Annotated in this window: 17 protein-coding genes and 1 tRNA gene; 12 read left to right on the top strand and 6 right to left on the bottom strand. The window is 39.0% G+C overall.

The genetic code is table 11. From position 1 onward, the window contains the following. Positions 1 to 2: 2 nt before the first annotated feature. From cobA to CHU_RS12815, 4 genes are all read left to right on the top strand, one after another. Positions 3 to 773 (top strand): uroporphyrinogen-III C-methyltransferase, encoded by a 771-nt coding sequence (gene cobA, locus CHU_RS12830; RefSeq protein WP_011585998.1) that lies wholly within the window; start codon positions 3 to 5, stop codon positions 771 to 773. Positions 774 to 832: 59 nt separating this feature from the next. Further along, positions 833 to 1,426, top strand: coding sequence for a precorrin-2 dehydrogenase/sirohydrochlorin ferrochelatase family protein (locus tag CHU_RS12825; protein WP_011585997.1), 594 nt, complete (start codon positions 833 to 835; stop codon positions 1,424 to 1,426). An 82-nt stretch (positions 1,427 to 1,508) separates the two neighbouring features. Next, entirely contained in the window at positions 1,509 to 1,826 is a 318-nt protein-coding gene (locus tag CHU_RS12820) for a rhodanese-like domain-containing protein (RefSeq protein WP_011585996.1), read from the top strand. Positions 1,827 to 1,928: 102 nt separating this feature from the next. Continuing rightward, the gene (locus CHU_RS12815; protein ID WP_011585995.1) at positions 1,929 to 3,173 is read left to right on the top strand and encodes a cation:proton antiporter; all 1,245 of its coding nucleotides are present in this window, start codon (positions 1,929 to 1,931) and stop codon (positions 3,171 to 3,173) included. Positions 3,174 to 3,298: 125 nt separating this feature from the next. Here CHU_RS12815 and CHU_RS12810 read toward each other — a convergent pair whose 3' ends face one another. The 4 genes from CHU_RS12810 to CHU_RS12795 form a co-directional block, all read right to left on the bottom strand. After that, a complete protein-coding gene (locus tag CHU_RS12810) occupies positions 3,299 to 4,762 on the bottom strand; it encodes a DUF5723 family protein (RefSeq protein ID WP_011585994.1) in 1,464 nt (487 codons plus the stop codon). A gap of 54 nt (positions 4,763 to 4,816) precedes the next feature. After that, complete coding sequence (locus CHU_RS12805) at positions 4,817 to 5,554, bottom strand: TVP38/TMEM64 family protein (RefSeq protein ID WP_011585993.1); 738 nt, start codon at positions 5,552 to 5,554, stop codon at positions 4,817 to 4,819. A 107-nt stretch (positions 5,555 to 5,661) separates the two neighbouring features. Continuing rightward, positions 5,662 to 6,132 carry a hypothetical protein gene (locus CHU_RS12800; protein ID WP_049755568.1) on the bottom strand — a complete coding sequence of 157 codons (471 nt, stop codon included), beginning with the start codon at positions 6,130 to 6,132 and terminating at the stop codon, positions 5,662 to 5,664. A 98-nt stretch (positions 6,133 to 6,230) separates the two neighbouring features. Then, the gene (locus tag CHU_RS12795) at positions 6,231 to 7,202 is read right to left on the bottom strand and encodes an OmpA family protein (RefSeq protein WP_011585991.1); all 972 of its coding nucleotides are present in this window, start codon (positions 7,200 to 7,202) and stop codon (positions 6,231 to 6,233) included. Positions 7,203 to 7,335: 133 nt separating this feature from the next. Here CHU_RS12795 and CHU_RS12790 point away from each other — a divergent pair, with 133 nt between their 5' ends. The 6 genes from CHU_RS12790 (at position 7,336) to murI (ending at position 12,118) form a co-directional block, all read left to right on the top strand. Then, positions 7,336 to 8,211: an SDR family oxidoreductase gene (locus CHU_RS12790; protein ID WP_011585990.1), complete on the top strand. Its 876-nt coding sequence runs from the start codon at positions 7,336 to 7,338 to the stop codon at positions 8,209 to 8,211. Between the two features lie 609 nt (positions 8,212 to 8,820). Then, positions 8,821 to 8,893: transfer RNA gene (locus tag CHU_RS12785), tRNA-Gln, on the top strand. A 72-nt stretch (positions 8,894 to 8,965) separates the two neighbouring features. Continuing rightward, positions 8,966 to 9,892, top strand: coding sequence for a ribose-phosphate pyrophosphokinase (locus CHU_RS12780; RefSeq protein WP_011585989.1), 927 nt, complete (start codon positions 8,966 to 8,968; stop codon positions 9,890 to 9,892). 21 nt (positions 9,893 to 9,913) lie between these two features. Further along, entirely contained in the window at positions 9,914 to 10,492 is a 579-nt protein-coding gene (locus CHU_RS12775; RefSeq protein WP_011585988.1) for a 50S ribosomal protein L25/general stress protein Ctc, read from the top strand. Between the two features lie 253 nt (positions 10,493 to 10,745). Then, positions 10,746 to 11,312 carry an aminoacyl-tRNA hydrolase gene (gene pth / locus CHU_RS12770; RefSeq protein ID WP_011585987.1) on the top strand — a complete coding sequence of 189 codons (567 nt, stop codon included), beginning with the start codon at positions 10,746 to 10,748 and terminating at the stop codon, positions 11,310 to 11,312. Then, positions 11,309 to 12,118 carry a glutamate racemase gene (gene murI, locus CHU_RS12765; protein WP_011585986.1) on the top strand — a complete coding sequence of 270 codons (810 nt, stop codon included), beginning with the start codon at positions 11,309 to 11,311 and terminating at the stop codon, positions 12,116 to 12,118. The genes pth and murI overlap by 4 nt, the downstream gene beginning before the upstream one ends. Before the next feature lie 849 nt (positions 12,119 to 12,967). On the opposite strand, the gene CHU_RS12755 is transcribed toward murI, so the two are convergent. After that, positions 12,968 to 13,258 (bottom strand): type II toxin-antitoxin system RelE/ParE family toxin, encoded by a 291-nt coding sequence (locus CHU_RS12755; RefSeq protein ID WP_011585984.1) that lies wholly within the window; start codon positions 13,256 to 13,258, stop codon positions 12,968 to 12,970. Further along, positions 13,249 to 13,488, bottom strand: a complete 240-nt coding sequence (locus CHU_RS12750) for a hypothetical protein (RefSeq protein WP_011585983.1) — start codon at positions 13,486 to 13,488, stop codon at positions 13,249 to 13,251. The genes CHU_RS12755 and CHU_RS12750 overlap by 10 nt, the downstream gene beginning before the upstream one ends. 601 nt (positions 13,489 to 14,089) lie before the next feature. On the opposite strand from CHU_RS12750, the gene CHU_RS12745 reads away from it, so the two are divergent. Together CHU_RS12745 and CHU_RS12740 are read left to right on the top strand one after the other, a co-directional pair. After that, on the top strand, positions 14,090 to 15,187 hold the full coding sequence (locus CHU_RS12745) for a complex I subunit 1/NuoH family protein (RefSeq protein ID WP_011585982.1): 1,098 nt from the start codon (positions 14,090 to 14,092) through the stop codon (positions 15,185 to 15,187). Continuing rightward, positions 15,188 to 16,471: a 4Fe-4S binding protein gene (locus CHU_RS12740; RefSeq protein ID WP_011585981.1), complete on the top strand. Its 1,284-nt coding sequence runs from the start codon at positions 15,188 to 15,190 to the stop codon at positions 16,469 to 16,471.

Here is a 16,471-nt window from a genome sequence, read left to right as displayed (position 1 = left end):
ATATGCATGAACCACGGGTAACATTGGTAGGTGCCGGTCCCGGCGATCCGGAATTGATTACCTTAAAAGGCATGCGTGCATTATCGTCTGCTGATGTAGTTTTGTACGATGCGTTAATACACAAAGAGATTCTGAGCTTTGCACCGATCACAGCCATACAGGTTTTTGTCGGGAAGAAAAAAGGTGTATGTCAGTTTCCGCAGGATGAAATCAATGCGTTGTTGGTAGAGTATGCGTTGAAGCATGGGCATGTCGTGCGTTTAAAAGGAGGGGATCCGTTTATCTTCGGAAGAGGCCACGAAGAGCTGCTGTATGTAGAATCATTTAACATTCCAACAGAAGTAATTCCCGGAATTTCCAGCAGCATTGCTGTGCCGGAGCTACAGCGCATCCCGCTTACACGCAGAGGCGTGAATGATAGTTTTTGGGTATTGACCGGTACTACCCGCGATCACCAGCTTTCCGCAGATATACAGATTGCAGCTAAATCCAATGCCACTGTTGTTGTGTTGATGGGCATGACCAAACTTGCCGATATTATTCAACTCTTTATTGCTGAAGGAAAATCAAAACTTCCCGTTGCAATCATTCATAACGGTACCATGCCAGACGAAACGTATGTGCTGGGTACGGTTGAAACAATTGTTGATATTGTTGCACGATCGGGTATTTCATCACCGGCAGTCATTGTAATTGGTGAAGTAGTTCGTCTGCATCCAGAGTATGTGCTGGATGAAGTACAGAAGATTGTAGGGCCGGAAAAAGAAAGCTGACCGGTATAAAATATTAATTGTTTATTCGCATGGAAACAAACTCAATGGAACAAACAGAAATGAACGGGAAAGGGAACGAACTCTTTCCTGTTTTTTTTAGGCTGGATAAATTACGGATCGTTGTAATCGGAGGCGGTGCTGTTGGAACAGAAAAGGTAGGTGCAATATTAAAGAGCAGTCCTGCTGCGGCCATACATGTTGTCGCTCCTGAGATCAGTGCAGAAATTATTGCCTGGTCAAAACAATATCCGGCAGTAAAAGTATTTCATAAAGCATATGATCCGCACGATCTAACAGGTGCCGATCTGGTGATCGCCGCTACCTGTATTCATGTGTTAAATATGCAGGTACAGATAGATGCCAAACAAAAAAATATTTTAATAAATGTTGCCGACACACCGGAACTTTGTGATTTCTATTTAAGTTCTGTCGTGCAGAAAGGTGATCTGAAAATTGCTATTTCAACCAACGGAAAATCACCGACGTTTGCCAAACGCATGCGCGAAGTTTTGGAAGAAGCGTTGCCGGATAGTATTGATGCTATTTTACAGCAGTTGAATCAGATCCGGAATAAATTAAAAGGGGATTTTGAATACAAGGTTCAAAAAATGAATGAAATAACGAAAGCCATGAAGGATGAAAAGCCCGAATAAATTTCACTTAAAAATAATAATACTTCATTCAGAATACATAAAACAAATTGGTAACTTAGTCCAATAAATTAATACGACTCATATGAAAGAAATAAGTGTTAGCGAACTGAAAGCATTGATTGATTCAAAAGCAGATATACAATTGATTGATGTACGTGAGCCTGCTGAATTTGAATCCGCTCAAATAGGAGGCGAATTAATTCCTTTGGGTACAATTCCTCAAAACGTTGATAAAATTTCAAAAGATAAACAAGTGATCATTCACTGCCGCAGCGGTAAACGCAGTGCAAATGCAATCATGTTCCTTGAAAGTAATCATGGGTATACAAATTTATATAATCTGGAAGGCGGAATTTTAGCCTGGAGAGATGAAATAGATGAAGACCTGGATGTTATGTAATTTTAAAAAAGACTTGTTTGTAACAGGTCTTTTTTAATTTATTATTTGATGAAATTTATGTTGACGGGTAGAATATCTTTTAATTTTTAATACATACATATCGTGCTGGAGCCAATTGCTGAGTTGCCATTTTTTGTTGTTCTGTTATTATTATTAGCATTAGCCCGCGTAATGGGGGAATTAATGGAACGTATGGGCCAGCCTTCCATGATGGGAGAGATTCTGGCCGGAGTGATATTAGGACCTTCGCTGCTAAACCTTATTCATGTAAATTCTGAGCTGGAAGTTTTTTCTCAATTGGGTGTTTTTATGCTTGTAATCATTGCAGGTATGGAAATCAGTGTAGAAAGTATCATTGAAGGCTTGCGCGGAAAAAACATTTTCATTTCACTGGCAGGCTTTTTTATCCCGCTCTGTATGGGCTTGTCGCTCGGTGCTGTTTTTCAGCTCGATGTGGTGGAAACAATTTTCATAAGCTTATGTATTTCCATTACGGCACTGCCGATCAGTGTACGCATCTTAATGGATCTTGGAAAGTTGAATACAGATATCGGGAGTAAAATAATTTCAGTAGCCATATTTAACGATGTTGTTGCATTGTCAATTTTGGGTATTGTAATGGACAGCTTGAAATCGTCTCCGGGAAATATTCATGACATACCATTAGGTGCGATAGGTCTGTCTGTTGGCTATACATTGCTTAAAGTGATTGTATTTATGGCAGCAGTATATGTTGCATTCAGGCTTTTGGATAAACTCACCAAACACCGCAATTATACGAAGACACGGATCGACAGAATTGTGGGCAAACTGAAAAGTAAAGAATCGTTGTTTGCCATTATTTTTGTTTTCATTCTTGCTTTTGCAAGTTTATCTGAAGTGGTAGGCCTGCATTTTGTTATCGGAGCATTTTTCGGCGCCATGCTGTTAAGCCATGAATTATTAGGAAAAGAGAATTTTCATATCGTTGAAAAAAGTACCTCAACAATTGCTATGGGTTTTTTAGCCCCGATTTTTTTCGCAACCATTGGATTGGAATTTCAAATCTCTGCCCTGAATAATTTAACCTTATTAGCAGCAGTATTAATTGTGTCGTTTGTTAGTAAAATATTTGGCGGGTATATAGGAGGGAAGCTTGCAGGTTTCAAAGATAGAAGCGCGTTAACCATTGGTATTGGTTTGAATGGGAGAGGGATTATGGAACTGGTGATTGCAAACATTGCGTTGAGCGGCGGCTACATATCTTCTGCAACATTCTCCATCCTGGTATTAATGGGAATTCTAACGACTTTCTCAACACCTTTTTTACTGAAGAAAGCTTTTGCAGTACAAAGTACCAAGTATTGAGTACAGAGTATTGAACATCGTTTATTTAGGAATATGAATCACATGTACGGAGTAAAAAAAATAGTCACGCTACATGTAGCGTGACTATTTTTTTTACTCCGTACTATATACTCCGTACTCTAATTTTACACTCTGAACCGGAACATACAAATTCCGGCAGAATATAACGGGCTTTTGCCTTTCATATCAATCAGACTCACAATATCTCTTGTAGCCATGCTAAATTCCCAGCCGCCGTTTTCACCTGCAATCAAGGTGAAGCCTAATGGTACACAAACGTGCGTAGAATACCCATCAAGGGAGTTTGCATAGTTGCCGCCGATAGATGCACCGGAAGAAAATTTGATCCATCTTTTCAGGTAGAAATCACCGCCTACAGCAAAGCTCGCTTTGTTAATATTACCTGCGGCTTTATTTAACGGAACAATAATGTCACCGCCTACTTCAAGTCTTTTTTCAAATAACGCTATGCTGCCACCAAAACGTAAGGTTGTAGGAAGCTTAGCCGTAAATGATTTCCCTTCTGTCCAGAAAACAGTTTCATTAAATGCATCTGCTGTAAAAGAATCGTATTTCAATTCATACACCGTTGTATCTTTAACTTCATACGTATTGTTTGTGTATTTAATACCACCCACATTTACCAAAGAGATACCAACTTTAACTTTTTCATAAATCTCTGCTGTACCGCCAATATCAAAACCAAAACCATTACCCTGCGGACTTAAAAAGTTCCAGCCATTGTCCTGGTTGGGAACATTGAAGTTCTCAGAAAGTCCTGATAAAATCGGATTATCCGCTACATTACCTTTTAACAGGCCGTCTTTGGATTGAATATCCATGTAGTAGTAACCCATCACGTATTTTAAGCCTACCCCGGCACTTACATTGAATACATCGTTTCTGAAAATTTCTCTGCCATAAGCAGCATTAAATGTTCTGTAATAATGCGCTTTTACATCTGTTCCCTGAAATACACGCCCAAGAGACACCCCTTGTGAAGAAAGACCTGCATCAATGCCTACAGCTTGATAGGAGCCATATTGATTTGGATCATTGGGAACAATTGCTCCGTTTTTTAAACGCAACTGATCAAAGTATTGAGTAGCCAAAGCACCGGAGAACGTAAAATCCGTAAAATTCTGCGATAAGTTACCGTTGCCGCGCATAACATCGTTTACACTGAATGCAAGACCTCCCAGTTTGTCATATTGAAAAGCAATACCCAGCAGCATAATATCTACATTGGAAGAGATGTTGTTGTTAGCAAAAAGATTTGCAGCGTAGGATTGTATGTTTGGAGTCTGTTGACCGCCATCGAAAACCAAATCTTTCATTTGCTTTGAGGTAACCCCTTTTGCAAAAAAAGCAGCGTTCGTTTCCAGGAAACCAAAAGTAACGTGTTTGGTTTCATATTTAGAACGAAGGCCCAGGTTAGCCGGGTTAATACCGATACTTTGATAATCCGTAACAAATGTAGTTGCAACACCTGCCCGCGCAGTTGCCGAAACAACACTACCTTCAGATTGCCCGAAAACAGTATAGGTACTTGCTATGAGAAGAGAGAAGAGAAATAAAAGTTTTTTCATAGTGAAGTATAAGTTAATATATGGTGTTCAAATTTAGTGAATATGGATTAATAACTATGCATCCAGCGCTTTATCCTTTTCTTTCATGACCAGGTAATACAATATTCCGAATAGTGCCAGTGATACAATAAACAGTCCGATTTTCTGATATCTATATATCGGATCGGCTTCCATATTAACAATAGAGCTTATTTGTGTTCCGGTATAAACAGCTACAGCCAGACGTGCACTAATGCCTACAATACTCATTCCTATATAATTTTTTAGTGGTATGGATAAATAAGAACACAGCACATTTGTTACCGTGAAAGGCAGTACAGGAGTAACACGCATTACAAAAACCATAAAATTCATGCGTTTTTTCAACTTTTCAATGAAATTATAAACCACTTCATTAGCTCCGATCCAGCTCATAATTGTTTGTTGATCAAACACATTTCCCAGAAAATAACCGATCAGCGAACTGACTGTAAACATGGTTAACAAGACAGGAAAAGCAATCCAGCCGAATAAATAACCACAGGCTACGGATAACAGGGTTGTGGATATAATGGAAAAGGTAGAGGTGAAAAATATTAAGATGCCCCAGTAAATAAGCGTGATATAATCCAGTTGTTGTATGTAATCAATATAGGTTACCAATAAGGTTGCAAGGAGGATATTTGAAATAATCGGTAGTACGTACATCGCAAGCAAAAAAATCATTGACAGCTTAGCTTTTAATGTACTGTTAATCCAGAACGTTTTTAATTTTGTAATTTCATCCATTAAATTAATATTCGAGTTACTCATAAAGTATGGTTATAAAGATCAAATATAAGTAATCCATGTGCTCTGTAAATAAAAAAGTCTGAATAGTTTCCTATTCAGACTTTAAAATTAGATTATTGAATTATTTTTTAGAATAAATTCCCGATACCGCCGAGTAAATCTCCGCCTTTATCTTTACCGCCCAACAGGTTTCCAAGTGTACCTGAAATATCGCCGAAACCTAATTTATCTGCTAAGTCATTTGGAGAAGCAGCAGATCCGCTTTCAGAGCCTGCAAATTTTTCCATGATAAATGGTATTACAAGCGCCGAGATTTTTGTTGCCATAGATTGATCAAAACCAAGTTTTGAAATCAACGAAGAAACAAATCCATTGGATAACGAAGAAACGATAGAACTCGATTGGCCCGTCCCGCCTTGTCCATTGAACATGCTGAAGATAGAATCCAGTCCGCCGCCTGCAACTTCTGATTTTAAACCATCCGTAACAGATTCCTGTGCAACATTAAATACGCTGCCCAGCTGATCCTGTTTAACGCCGATTTTTTCTAATTGCGGGGCCAATTGTTCTTTTGCTGTCTGAATAAGTTGATCTAACATATGTTTAATAATTATGAATGATAAATTATGAATGAACGTTATTCGGCAGAACACTTTTTGTGTTCGCTGCGGCGAACGACGAATTGTAACGTATGAATTTATTTAGTTGTTTCCAGTAGTTTATATAATTCATTCAGATTAGGCGTAAGAATAATTTCTGTACGTCTGTTCTGACTTCTGGCTTCAGCTGTTTTAGCTGTTGCAACCGGAATAAATTCGCCGTGACCTGCAGGTACCACATGGATGGGATCAACGCCTGCTCCCGTTAAAATACGCGTGATAGAAGTAGCACGTAATACACTTAAATCCCAGTTATCTTTAATACCATTTGTACCTTTAGAAACCGGTACATCATCTGTATGGCCTTCAACCATGATTGTAATATCCTGCTGTTCTTTTAATACAGCAGCTAATTTTTTTAATGCTTCAACACCTTTAGGATCCACATCTGTAGAACCTGATTTGAATAATAACTGCTCTGCTAAGGATACATAAACTTTACCGTCTTTTACCTGTATTGTAAGGTCTTTATCTTTATAATTCAACAAGGCTGAAGTTACTTTATTGCGCAGCTCATTTACAGCACGTTCTTTGTCTGCAATAATTTTTTCCAGTTCATTTACTCTGCGTTCACGCTCGCTGAGATCAGCCTGTAGTTTACCAACTTCCAGCTCACGTTTTGCTAAGCTTTTATTTAATTTTTCTAATTCAGAAGCGTTGTAATTAATAATTTTATTATGTGTAGATAATAACCGTTCGTACGTATTATTTAAGGCTTCATAATTTGCCTGTGTTTTACGAAGTGCGGCGTTTAAATCAGTAGTATCCTGCAACAATTGATTGCTTATGGCTAACAGACTATCGTAGCGTTTTTTTAATGCGGTATGTTCAAGCACTAAATTTTTAAAATTCTCTTCACAGGCTGCTTTATCTGCTTCTAACGCGGATGTCCTTTTGTTTAACGCTTCATATTTCTTTTTTGAAACAATACATGAATGCATGGATAATACTGCTGCGACCATGAATACCCCGATTGCTATACGTAATAAACCTGTTTTTTTCATTTGCACGGATATAGTAAATTAGTTGTTGAACAAAATAATGTAGAAAGAGTATGTATATATATTTACAGTACGGTATATTGTAAAAATACATATTTATTATTTCGACCACATGTTTTTTAGACATTAACTTTTATAAAGTATGGAATTAAATTTATTCAAACCTATGCTTCAGGCAGAAGCATTTAAAAATAAAGTTGTCGTTGTTACGGGCGGCGGAACAGGCCTGGGAAAAAGCATGGCACAAATGCTGTTGCAGCTGGGTGCAAATGTTGTTATTACGAGCAGAAAATTAGAGGTATTGGAAGCAGCAGCGAAAGAACTCGAAACCTTAACCGGCGGCAGTGTATTGGCAGTTGCCTGTGATGTACGGGACTACAGGCAGGTAGAAGAATTGCTGCAAAAGTCTGTTGCCCGTTTTGGCCGTGTAGATGCCTTGCTGAACAACGCTGCGGGAAATTTTGTAAGCCCGACAGAAAATCTTTCACCAAAAGCATTTGATGTTGTTGTTGATATTGTTTTAAAAGGAACATACAATTGTGTGCTTACGTTTGGAAAATACTGGATAGATAATCAGATTCCGGCAACGGTATTAAGCATTGTTACTACGTATGCCACTACGGGCTCTGGATATGTGGTACCTTCAGCATGCGCAAAAGCTGGGGTAATTGCATTAACCAGGTCACTGGCGGTGGAATGGGCGAAATACAGCATCCGCTTTAATGCCATTGCACCCGGACCGTTTCCTACAGAAGGAGCCTGGAGCCGTTTGTTCCCCGGACAGATTGCAGAATTATTTGAGCCTGGCAACCGTATTCCCTTAAAACGTTTTGGTAAACACGAAGAACTCGCCAATCTATCGTCCTATTTACTTTCTGAATATTCGGCTTATATGACTGGAGAAGTTGTAACGATTGATGGGGGAGAATGGCTGAAAGGTGCAGGGGAGTTTAACGGCCTGGATGTGGTGAGTAAGGAAGAATGGGCCGAAATTGAACGCAGTATCCGTGGAAAATAAAATTTAGGTTTATCTGTAACGTTTCCGTTTCTATTTTCATAGTCGTCGGACCACTTTTTACAGTGTTCCGACGACTTATTTGTATAAAGCACCTTAATTTTATCGGTAGGCCGCTTCGCTAACTCTGCGGGATAAACTCTTTGGATAGAGAAAATCATTTATGTAAAGCACTTCATCTTTATGGGCATTACTCCGTTAGGAGTAACATACTGCAGAAAACTCACCGTAAAATCTCCATGCACGGAGCTCTGTTAAGGTACGACGGATAATTATATAAATATGTCGTCCCGATGGGACTCGTACCAATTTTCTATTTGTTATTTTAGCTTTTCTAGAGATGTTTGATCCCTATTGGATTTAAATTCTTGAAACGGACATATTCTATCGGTAGAGCGCTTTAGCTAACTCTACGCATAGAGAAAAAAGTTAACACATTCGTTTTAACCTGAAACTTCCTTATTATAAGGATCTTGAGTAAAATGTGTACATCTTTTTATGGAATTTTAAATAAAAACTAAAAAAAGATGGGTCAGGGTTTTGCTAAAAATGAGTTTTCCCTTATATTTGCACTCCGAAATGACAAATAAACACGTTATTTGTCATTCAGATTGTCCGATGGTGTAACTGGCAACACGTCTGATTTTGGTTCAGAAGAGTCCAGGTTCGAAACCTGGTCGGACAACAACATAAAAGACGATTTAATCCTAATGAATGGGGTTAAATCGTTTTAGTTTTATACCAAACCCTAAAAGGTATGTCATCCCTTAAATTATTTTCTGGAACTAACTCCCACTACCTGGCAGAGAAAATTGCTGCAGCGTATGGAGAGCCACTAGGCCATAGAACAATAAAACGTTTCAGCGACGGTGAGATCTATGTTAGTTTTGATGAATCTGTTCGTGGAAAAGATGTGTATATTATCCAGTCTACTTTCCCGAATGCAGATAATTTAATGGAATTGATGTTAATGGTTGATGCGGCACGCAGAGCATCTGCAGCAGAAGTAGCAGCCATTATTCCGTATTTCGGTTATGCGCGCCAGGATCGCAAAGACAAGCCAAGAGTACCGATTGCAGCTAAATTAGTTGCGAATCTGCTTTCAGCTGCTGGTGTTGACCGTTTAATGACATGCGATTTACACGCAGGCCAGATCCAGGGCTTTTTCGATTTTCCGGTAGATCACCTGGACGGCGCGGCAATCTTTATTCCTTACTTAAGAAGCATTCAATCCGATAAATTAATCATCGCTTCACCGGATGTTGGTGGTGTGAAACGTGCGCGTGAATTTGCAAAGCATTTAAAAGCTGAATTCGTAGTGTGTGACAAACACCGTGAACGTGCCAATGAAATTGCTTCGATGCAATTGATTGGTAATGTTGAAGGTGCCGATGTGATTTTAGTTGATGATTTGATTGATACAGGCGGTACCATTACACGTGCTGCTGAAGTAATCATGAATAAAGGTGCGAAGAGTGTACGTGCAATCTGTACGCACCCGATCTTATCTGGTTCAGCATACGAAAACATTGAAAATTCCGTGTTAACAGAAATGTTGGTTACAGATACAATCCCGCTTCGCAAAGAAACATCAAAAATTAAAGTTCTTACCGTTGCTGATTTATTTGCTAAAGCAATTTATCAGATCCAGCAGAACGAATCCGTTAGTTCATTATTTCTTTAATACATATAAAACAAAACAATTATGAAACAAGTAGAGATTATAGGGTATAGCAGAGCAAATCTCGGTAAAAAAGGATCAAAAGACCTTCGTCTTGATTCAAACGTACCATGTGTGCTTTATGGTGGCGAATCACAATTACATTTCCACGTACCAATGTTTTTGTTCCGCGATATTATTTACACAGGCGTAGCTTGTACCGTATTGTTGAATTTAGAAGGTAAACAATATAAATGTGTTGTTCAGGAAGTTCAATTCCACCCGATCAATGAAATGTTGCTTCACGTAGATTTCTTATTACTTGATGATAAGAAACAAGTGAAAATGAATATCCCGGTTAAATTTGAAGGAACTTCTCCAGGTGTTATCAAAGGGGGGAAACTGGTTCAGAAAGTAGCTACGTTACAAGTAAAAGCGTTCCCTAAAGATCTTCCGGATGTTATCCTTGCTGATATTTCTCAGTTAGAATTAGCTAAATCTGTAAAAGTTGGTGATATCAAAACAAACAACTACACAATTTTAAATGCTAAGTCTATTCCTGTTTGCACGGTTACGATTCCAAGATCGTTGAAACAAGAAGAAGCAGCAGCTGCTAAAAAGTAATAATTAGTTTCCCTGTTCATATTGAAGAAGGCCATGCTGAAAAGTGTGGTCTTCTTTTTTTTGATTAGGATTGATTAGATTTAAAGGATTGTTGGATTTTTCGTTTGTTTGAATCATTATAATTTAGCGATGTTGCTTCAGACATCTTTTAGCTTTAGGCATTAAGCTTTTAGCCTTCCGCGATTCTTAAAACCTAAAACATAATACTTAAAACATTCTTTCTTACCTTTACAGCGAATACTACTAGTTACATATGAAATACCTGATTATCGGATTGGGAAATATCGGATCGGAATATCATGAAACCCGCCACAACATTGGGTTTATGGTGCTGGATGATCTTGCACAGGAAAAAGGCGTTACGTTTGACTTGAAACGCCATGCACACATTGCCGAGGTAAAAGTAAAAGGCCGCACGTTGATTTTAGTAAAACCTACAACGTATATGAACCTGAGCGGGAAAGCCGTTCAGTACTGGATGCAGGAAGAAAAAATCGCGCTCGAAAATATTCTGGTTATCACAGATGATCTGGCGTTGCCGTTTGGTACACTTCGTATGCGGATGAAAGGATCGAGCGGCGGCCATAATGGTTTGTCGCACATTGAACAGACACTTGCTTCTGCAAACTATACGCGTTTGCGTATGGGCGTAGGCAGCGATTTTGCTAAAGGACAGCAGGTGGATTATGTACTTGCTCCTTTTTCTGCAGAGGAACAAAAAGAAATGCCGGACGTTCTTAAAAGAGCAAAAGATGCGGTAACAGGTTTTGCTACCATAGGCGTGGAGCGCGCCATGAATGCTGTAAACACAAAGAAATGACAGACGCACAAAGACCCATCGGTATATTTGACAGCGGCATTGGCGGCTTAACTGTTGCGTATGCCGTGAATCAATTATTACCCAATGAAAGTATTATATATTTTGGTGATACCGCGCATTTTCCATACGGTGATAAATCAACCGCTGCGATCCAATCGTATGCGGTAAAAATTACCGATATGCTGCTGCAGCAGCATTGTAAAGTGATTCTGATCGCCTGTAACTCCGCGTCATCGGCGGCGTATCAGCTGGTGAAAGAATATGCAGGCAGCAGAGCAAAAGTAATTAATGTTATTGATCCGATTGTGCGGTATGTAGGTGCCAAATATCCGAAAGGAAAAGTAGGATTGATCGGTACGAAAAAAACAGTAAGCTCAAATGTGTATCAGCGTAAAATTGATAAGCTGAATAAAGAGATTACACTCAAAGCACTCGCAACGCCGTTGCTGGCACCCATGATCGAAGAAGGTTATTTTAACAACGCCATTTCCGAAAGCATCATTTTAAATTACCTGCAGGATAAGTCTCTGGACGGAATTGAGTCACTGATCCTAGGTTGTACGCATTATCCGTTGATCAAAGAGCAGATCAATAATCTGTACAAAGGCAGTGTAGACGTGATCGACAGCTCGGATATTGTGGCCGCAGCGGTGAAGGATTATTTAGCGGATACTAATTTATTGAATACCGATGCAGACGTGCAGCATAAATTTTATGTGTCGGATTATACACAATCATTTGCAGAATCGACGCGCTTATTCTTCCGGCAGGAAGTGCATCTGGAGCGTTATCCGCTGTGGGAGTAGTCGTTGGTTTTAATTATAGAAATAAAATGGCTTTTAAAAAATTAATACGTACAATATTTTTTCTAACAAAAAAAATATTTGTAAAAATAGGCGTTGGAATTAGATACGTATTTTATGATGATATGGATAAAATTTTTTAGTTGTTCTTCCTAATCTATTATTTGGCATTTTAGGGGCTACTATTGTTGTTTTTAATTTCAAAAATTTAAAAGAAGATACAACTAACCTAACTAATTATGGCTTTGCCATTTTTATAGGTATAGCATCTGTTTGTTTTTCATGGGCAAGAAATCTTGATAAAGAAAAAGAATCTATAATGTTAGAAAAAATTTCAAATTGTGGTGAAGGGTTTTTGCACAGTGCGATTATTTTTTTATTGGCTTCGGCAATGAAATATTCAATTATTCATCTCAATATCTTAATACCAAAGACTTGGGAAATAGCCTATAATATTACTTATATGATTCTTACATTTATATATATGATGAGCTTTACTTTGGTTTTTTATAAAGTTGAGAAAGGCATATGCGGTATTAATAATTTATTGTATAAAAGGTTGTATAAAAATGAAAGGAATTAACTGAGTTTTATTCAAAATATATAATTAGGTTATCCAATAGTCAAAATTATTTAATGCTCCTTCGGAGCTCCTTGTGTAATTTTCATATCGGTGTTTTTTACTACCGATATGTTATCCTTCAGGGATAATCCGATCTCTAACCATCATCTCATCTTGACCTTGCCATCTCAATTACATAAGATACAGTTGTCTATGAAAAGACAACTCAGACTGAAAGTCTGCAATATTACAACTTTGGGCATTGCCCAAAGAATGATAGAGCTAAGGGTTTACTTCTTCTTTGAATCTTGTCTATTATTAAATAGATTCAGTATACGAACATGATCATCGTATACTTTATAAAAAATAGTTACTTGTTTTACGATTACAAATCCTCGGATTTGCTTATCGCTATGTTGAAGTGTTCCAAGTTCAGGGAAGTCTTTAAGGTTATCTAAAAAATTATGGACCTTGATTGCAAATGCTTTGGTTGGAATTTCTCCGAAATCTTCTTCTAAATATTCAAGTATTTTATCAAAATTGGCTAAAGCTCTTTTAGTCCAAAAAATTTTCAGAGCCATTTTTTATGTGATTTTTTAACGTCGTCGTTAGAGATTAAATTGTTTGTATCGTTGCTTTCTTCCAGACTTAGCAATACTTCCTGTTGTTGCTGAGAAGTTAATTTATTCCATAAATCGCCCTCTTTAGAAGAACTTTTTTTATATATAAGTTCATACACCTGAGTCAGTAAAGATTCGTTATCTATAGTGTCAATCAATGTATGAAGTTTTTGTTTTATTGAAGTTGCCATAAATAAAGATACTAAATTTTGTTGTGATTTGCTTTTGTTCTATACGTAAAAAATAGTATTGAAGATTCTCAATTAGGTACTTATTGCTATTACTAAAATTAAAATATCAAAAAAACCTCATTTGGAGCGGTGCATCTGATATTATATACTTGATTTATGCTATATCCGCCGCCGCGGCATGTTATAACTCCCGGGATAATCCGCTCTCTAACCATCACCTCATCTTAACCTCAACATTCCAATTCATAAGGTACAGTTGTATATGAAAAAACAATCAGACTGAAAGTCTGACATAGTATAACTTGGGGCATCGCCCCAAGAAGATGAAAGTATGAAAGAGGTATCGCCCCAAGAAACGTGAAACGAGCGTTTAGCCTTAATCTCTTCGCATTAGGCTTAAACAACATTCTGCCTTCCACCCAAAACCTAAAATAAAATTTCAACTTTAACACCCATTTCAATACAAACAATACCTTAATTTTGGTAGCGCATTCTTTGTGTCTGAAATGCAGTATTTAACCCGCTTTTTGCTTGGAATTTGTTTTTTGTGATTTGGGATTTTCCCCTAGGGTTTCCCCGCTTTTGTTCTTAAATTCGTAGCATGTTTGTAGTGCTATTTGTATTGACGCTGATTCTTCTATATGCCGTATTTGTGGTTTGGGCAGAACGGAAAGTTGCGGCATTTATTCAGGATCGTCTGGGCCCGATGGAAGTTGGTCCGTATGGCATGTTACAAACAATTGCCGATCTGATAAAACTGCTTCAGAAAGAAGACATCATCGCAACAGGCGCAAACCGTTTTTTATTCCGTTTAGCTCCTGTATTAATTTTCACCGCCATCTTTGCCGGTTTCGCAACACTTCCATTTGCACCCGATCTGATCGGTTCAAAAGCAGACGTTGGCGTATTTTTCATGATCACCATTGTTTCCTTAGACGTTGTAGGAATATTCTTAGCCGGTTGGGCATCAAACAATAAGTTCTCCATCCTTGGCGCGTTCCGTGCCATTGCCCAGGTAATCTCTTACGAAATTCCATTAACCTTAAGTATTCTTGCCGTTGTATTGATTTGCCAGACGCTGGACTTACAGGAAATCAGTTTTCAGCAGGGTATTTATTTTGTAAACAAACAGGAATTGAATACTTCCTTATTTGGAATAACATCCCTGGGAATTGATGTAAACAAGATCGGCGGTTTTGTAAGCTGGAATGCATTTAAGTATCCGTTCCTGTTATTGGCCTATGTCGTTTTCTTTATTGCATCATTAGCAGAATGCAACCGTGCACCCTTTGACATACCGGAAGGAGAATCAGAATTGGTATCCGGTTTTCATACGGAGTATACCGGTTTCCGTTTTGCCATTTTATTCTTAGCAGAATATGCCATGATGTTACTCGTAGCATTCTTAGGTGTGGTATTATTCTTTGGTAGCTGGAACACCGCCTTGCCAAATATAGGCAGTTTACATTTCGCTGATTGGACAAGCGGGACACCGGGCACTATAGCAGGTTACGCCTGGGGATTGTTCTGGCTGATCTCAAAAGGAATTACGGTTGTATTCCTGCAGTTGGTGATGCGCTGGACGTATCCGCGTCTGCGGGTAGATCAGTTAATGAATTTATGCTGGAAAATATTATTGCCGCTGTCGCTGTTCTTAGTAATCGTAAGCGGCGTGTGGGTAGTATGGATGAAAATATAAATGGCTAGACGTATTTCAAATATTCGCTTATTTATTGTATCGGTTCAATCGATGGCAATCGGATTGCGTCTGACGCTGAAACACTTTTTTGTTTCCATAGGCGTGAAGCGTAAGCCGCAGGTTGGCGTTATGGATGCGGATTATTTCACACACAAAGATGGTATTGTAACAAATCTGTATCCGCACGAATCCATTCCCGTGCCGGATAACGGACGGTACCGTTTGCATAACGAAGTAGACGACTGTATTGTATGCGATCTGTGCGCAAAAGTTTGTCCGGTGAACTGCATAGAAATAGAGCCTATAAAATCTCCGGTTGAAATCGGTAAAACATCCGACGGCAGTACGAAGCGGATCTATGCAGCTACGTTTGACATCGACATGGCGAAGTGCTGCTTCTGTGGGTTATGCACAACGGTTTGTCCGACCGAATGTTTAACCATGACCAAGACATACGACTTCAGTGAATACGATGTGCGTAACATGGTCTATCACTTTGCAGAATTAAGTCCTGCGGAAGGTGTGTTGAAGAAAGAAGAAATGGAAGTATTGGTTGCAGAAGAAAAAGCGAAAAAAGCAGCGGCTGCAAAACCGGTGCCTGAAGCAGGCGAAGCAACCACAGATACAGCAACAGCTGCACCGAAACCGGCATTCAAACCAAAGGTAGCGATACCGGCGGTAAAGAAAGCAGCAGTTGATGCAGCGGCAGAAAACACAACACCTGCAAAGGCGGAAGAAGCATCAGCATCTTCAGATACAGCAGCTGAAAAACCGGCAGTACCGAAGCCCGTGTTTAAGCCAAAGGTTGTAATACCAGCGAAGAAATCTATTACGGAAACTTCATCAGAAGAAACTTCAGAAACTAAACCAGCAGATGAGCCAGCAGCTTCTACCGAAGCAGGTACACCGAAGCCACAGGTAAAACCGGTCATGAAGCCTGTGATACCAAAGGCCCCTGTAGCGGAATCTGAAGAACAGGCAGTAAATCCGGCAACTGACGTTCCTGCTTCTGAGCAGACGGCAGCACCGGCGCAACACCTACAACCAGCGGCTAAGCCAAAGCCAATAATGAAACCGGTCATGAAGCCCTTGATACCAAAGGAACCTGCACCGGAATCTACACAGCAAACGGCAAGTCCGGCAATGGATCTTCCAGCTTCAGATCAATCAGACGCTCCGGCAGAAGAAGCTAAGCCTGCAGCCATGCCTAAACCAATCATGAAGCCCGTCATGAAACCCATTATTCCTAAAAAAACTGAGGAAGGAGGAGAAACAAACGCATGA

This window comes from Cytophaga hutchinsonii ATCC 33406, from assembly GCF_000014145.1.
Classification (GTDB): Bacteria; Bacteroidota; Bacteroidia; order Cytophagales; family Cytophagaceae; genus Cytophaga; species Cytophaga hutchinsonii.
Note: the sequence above shows the minus strand (reverse complement) of the source record. Positions and strands in the feature narration are given on the sequence as shown.

Bases quoted from the DNA above. Each gene is read 5' to 3' on its own strand.
- cobA (WP_011585998.1), top strand. From the start codon at position 3: ATGCATGAACCACGGGTAACATTGGTAGGTGCCGGTCCCGGCGATCCG.
- CHU_RS12825 (WP_011585997.1), top strand. From the start codon at position 833: ATGAACGGGAAAGGGAACGAACTCTTTCCTGTTTTTTTTAGGCTGGAT.
- CHU_RS12820 (WP_011585996.1), top strand. From the start codon at position 1,509: ATGAAAGAAATAAGTGTTAGCGAACTGAAAGCATTGATTGATTCAAAA.
- CHU_RS12810 (WP_011585994.1), bottom strand. From the start codon at position 4,762: ATGAAAAAACTTTTATTTCTCTTCTCTCTTCTCATAGCAAGTACCTAT.
- CHU_RS12805 (WP_011585993.1), bottom strand. From the start codon at position 5,554: ATGAGTAACTCGAATATTAATTTAATGGATGAAATTACAAAATTAAAA.
- CHU_RS12800 (WP_049755568.1), bottom strand. From the start codon at position 6,132: ATGTTAGATCAACTTATTCAGACAGCAAAAGAACAATTGGCCCCGCAA.
- CHU_RS12790 (WP_011585990.1), top strand. From the start codon at position 7,336: ATGGAATTAAATTTATTCAAACCTATGCTTCAGGCAGAAGCATTTAAA.
- CHU_RS12780 (WP_011585989.1), top strand. From the start codon at position 8,966: ATGTCATCCCTTAAATTATTTTCTGGAACTAACTCCCACTACCTGGCA.
- CHU_RS12775 (WP_011585988.1), top strand. From the start codon at position 9,914: ATGAAACAAGTAGAGATTATAGGGTATAGCAGAGCAAATCTCGGTAAA.
- pth (WP_011585987.1), top strand. From the start codon at position 10,746: ATGAAATACCTGATTATCGGATTGGGAAATATCGGATCGGAATATCAT.
- murI (WP_011585986.1), top strand. From the start codon at position 11,309: ATGACAGACGCACAAAGACCCATCGGTATATTTGACAGCGGCATTGGC.
- CHU_RS12755 (WP_011585984.1), bottom strand. From the start codon at position 13,258: ATGGCTCTGAAAATTTTTTGGACTAAAAGAGCTTTAGCCAATTTTGAT.
- CHU_RS12750 (WP_011585983.1), bottom strand. From the start codon at position 13,488: ATGGCAACTTCAATAAAACAAAAACTTCATACATTGATTGACACTATA.
- CHU_RS12745 (WP_011585982.1), top strand. From the start codon at position 14,090: ATGTTTGTAGTGCTATTTGTATTGACGCTGATTCTTCTATATGCCGTA.
- CHU_RS12740 (WP_011585981.1), top strand. From the start codon at position 15,188: ATGGCTAGACGTATTTCAAATATTCGCTTATTTATTGTATCGGTTCAA.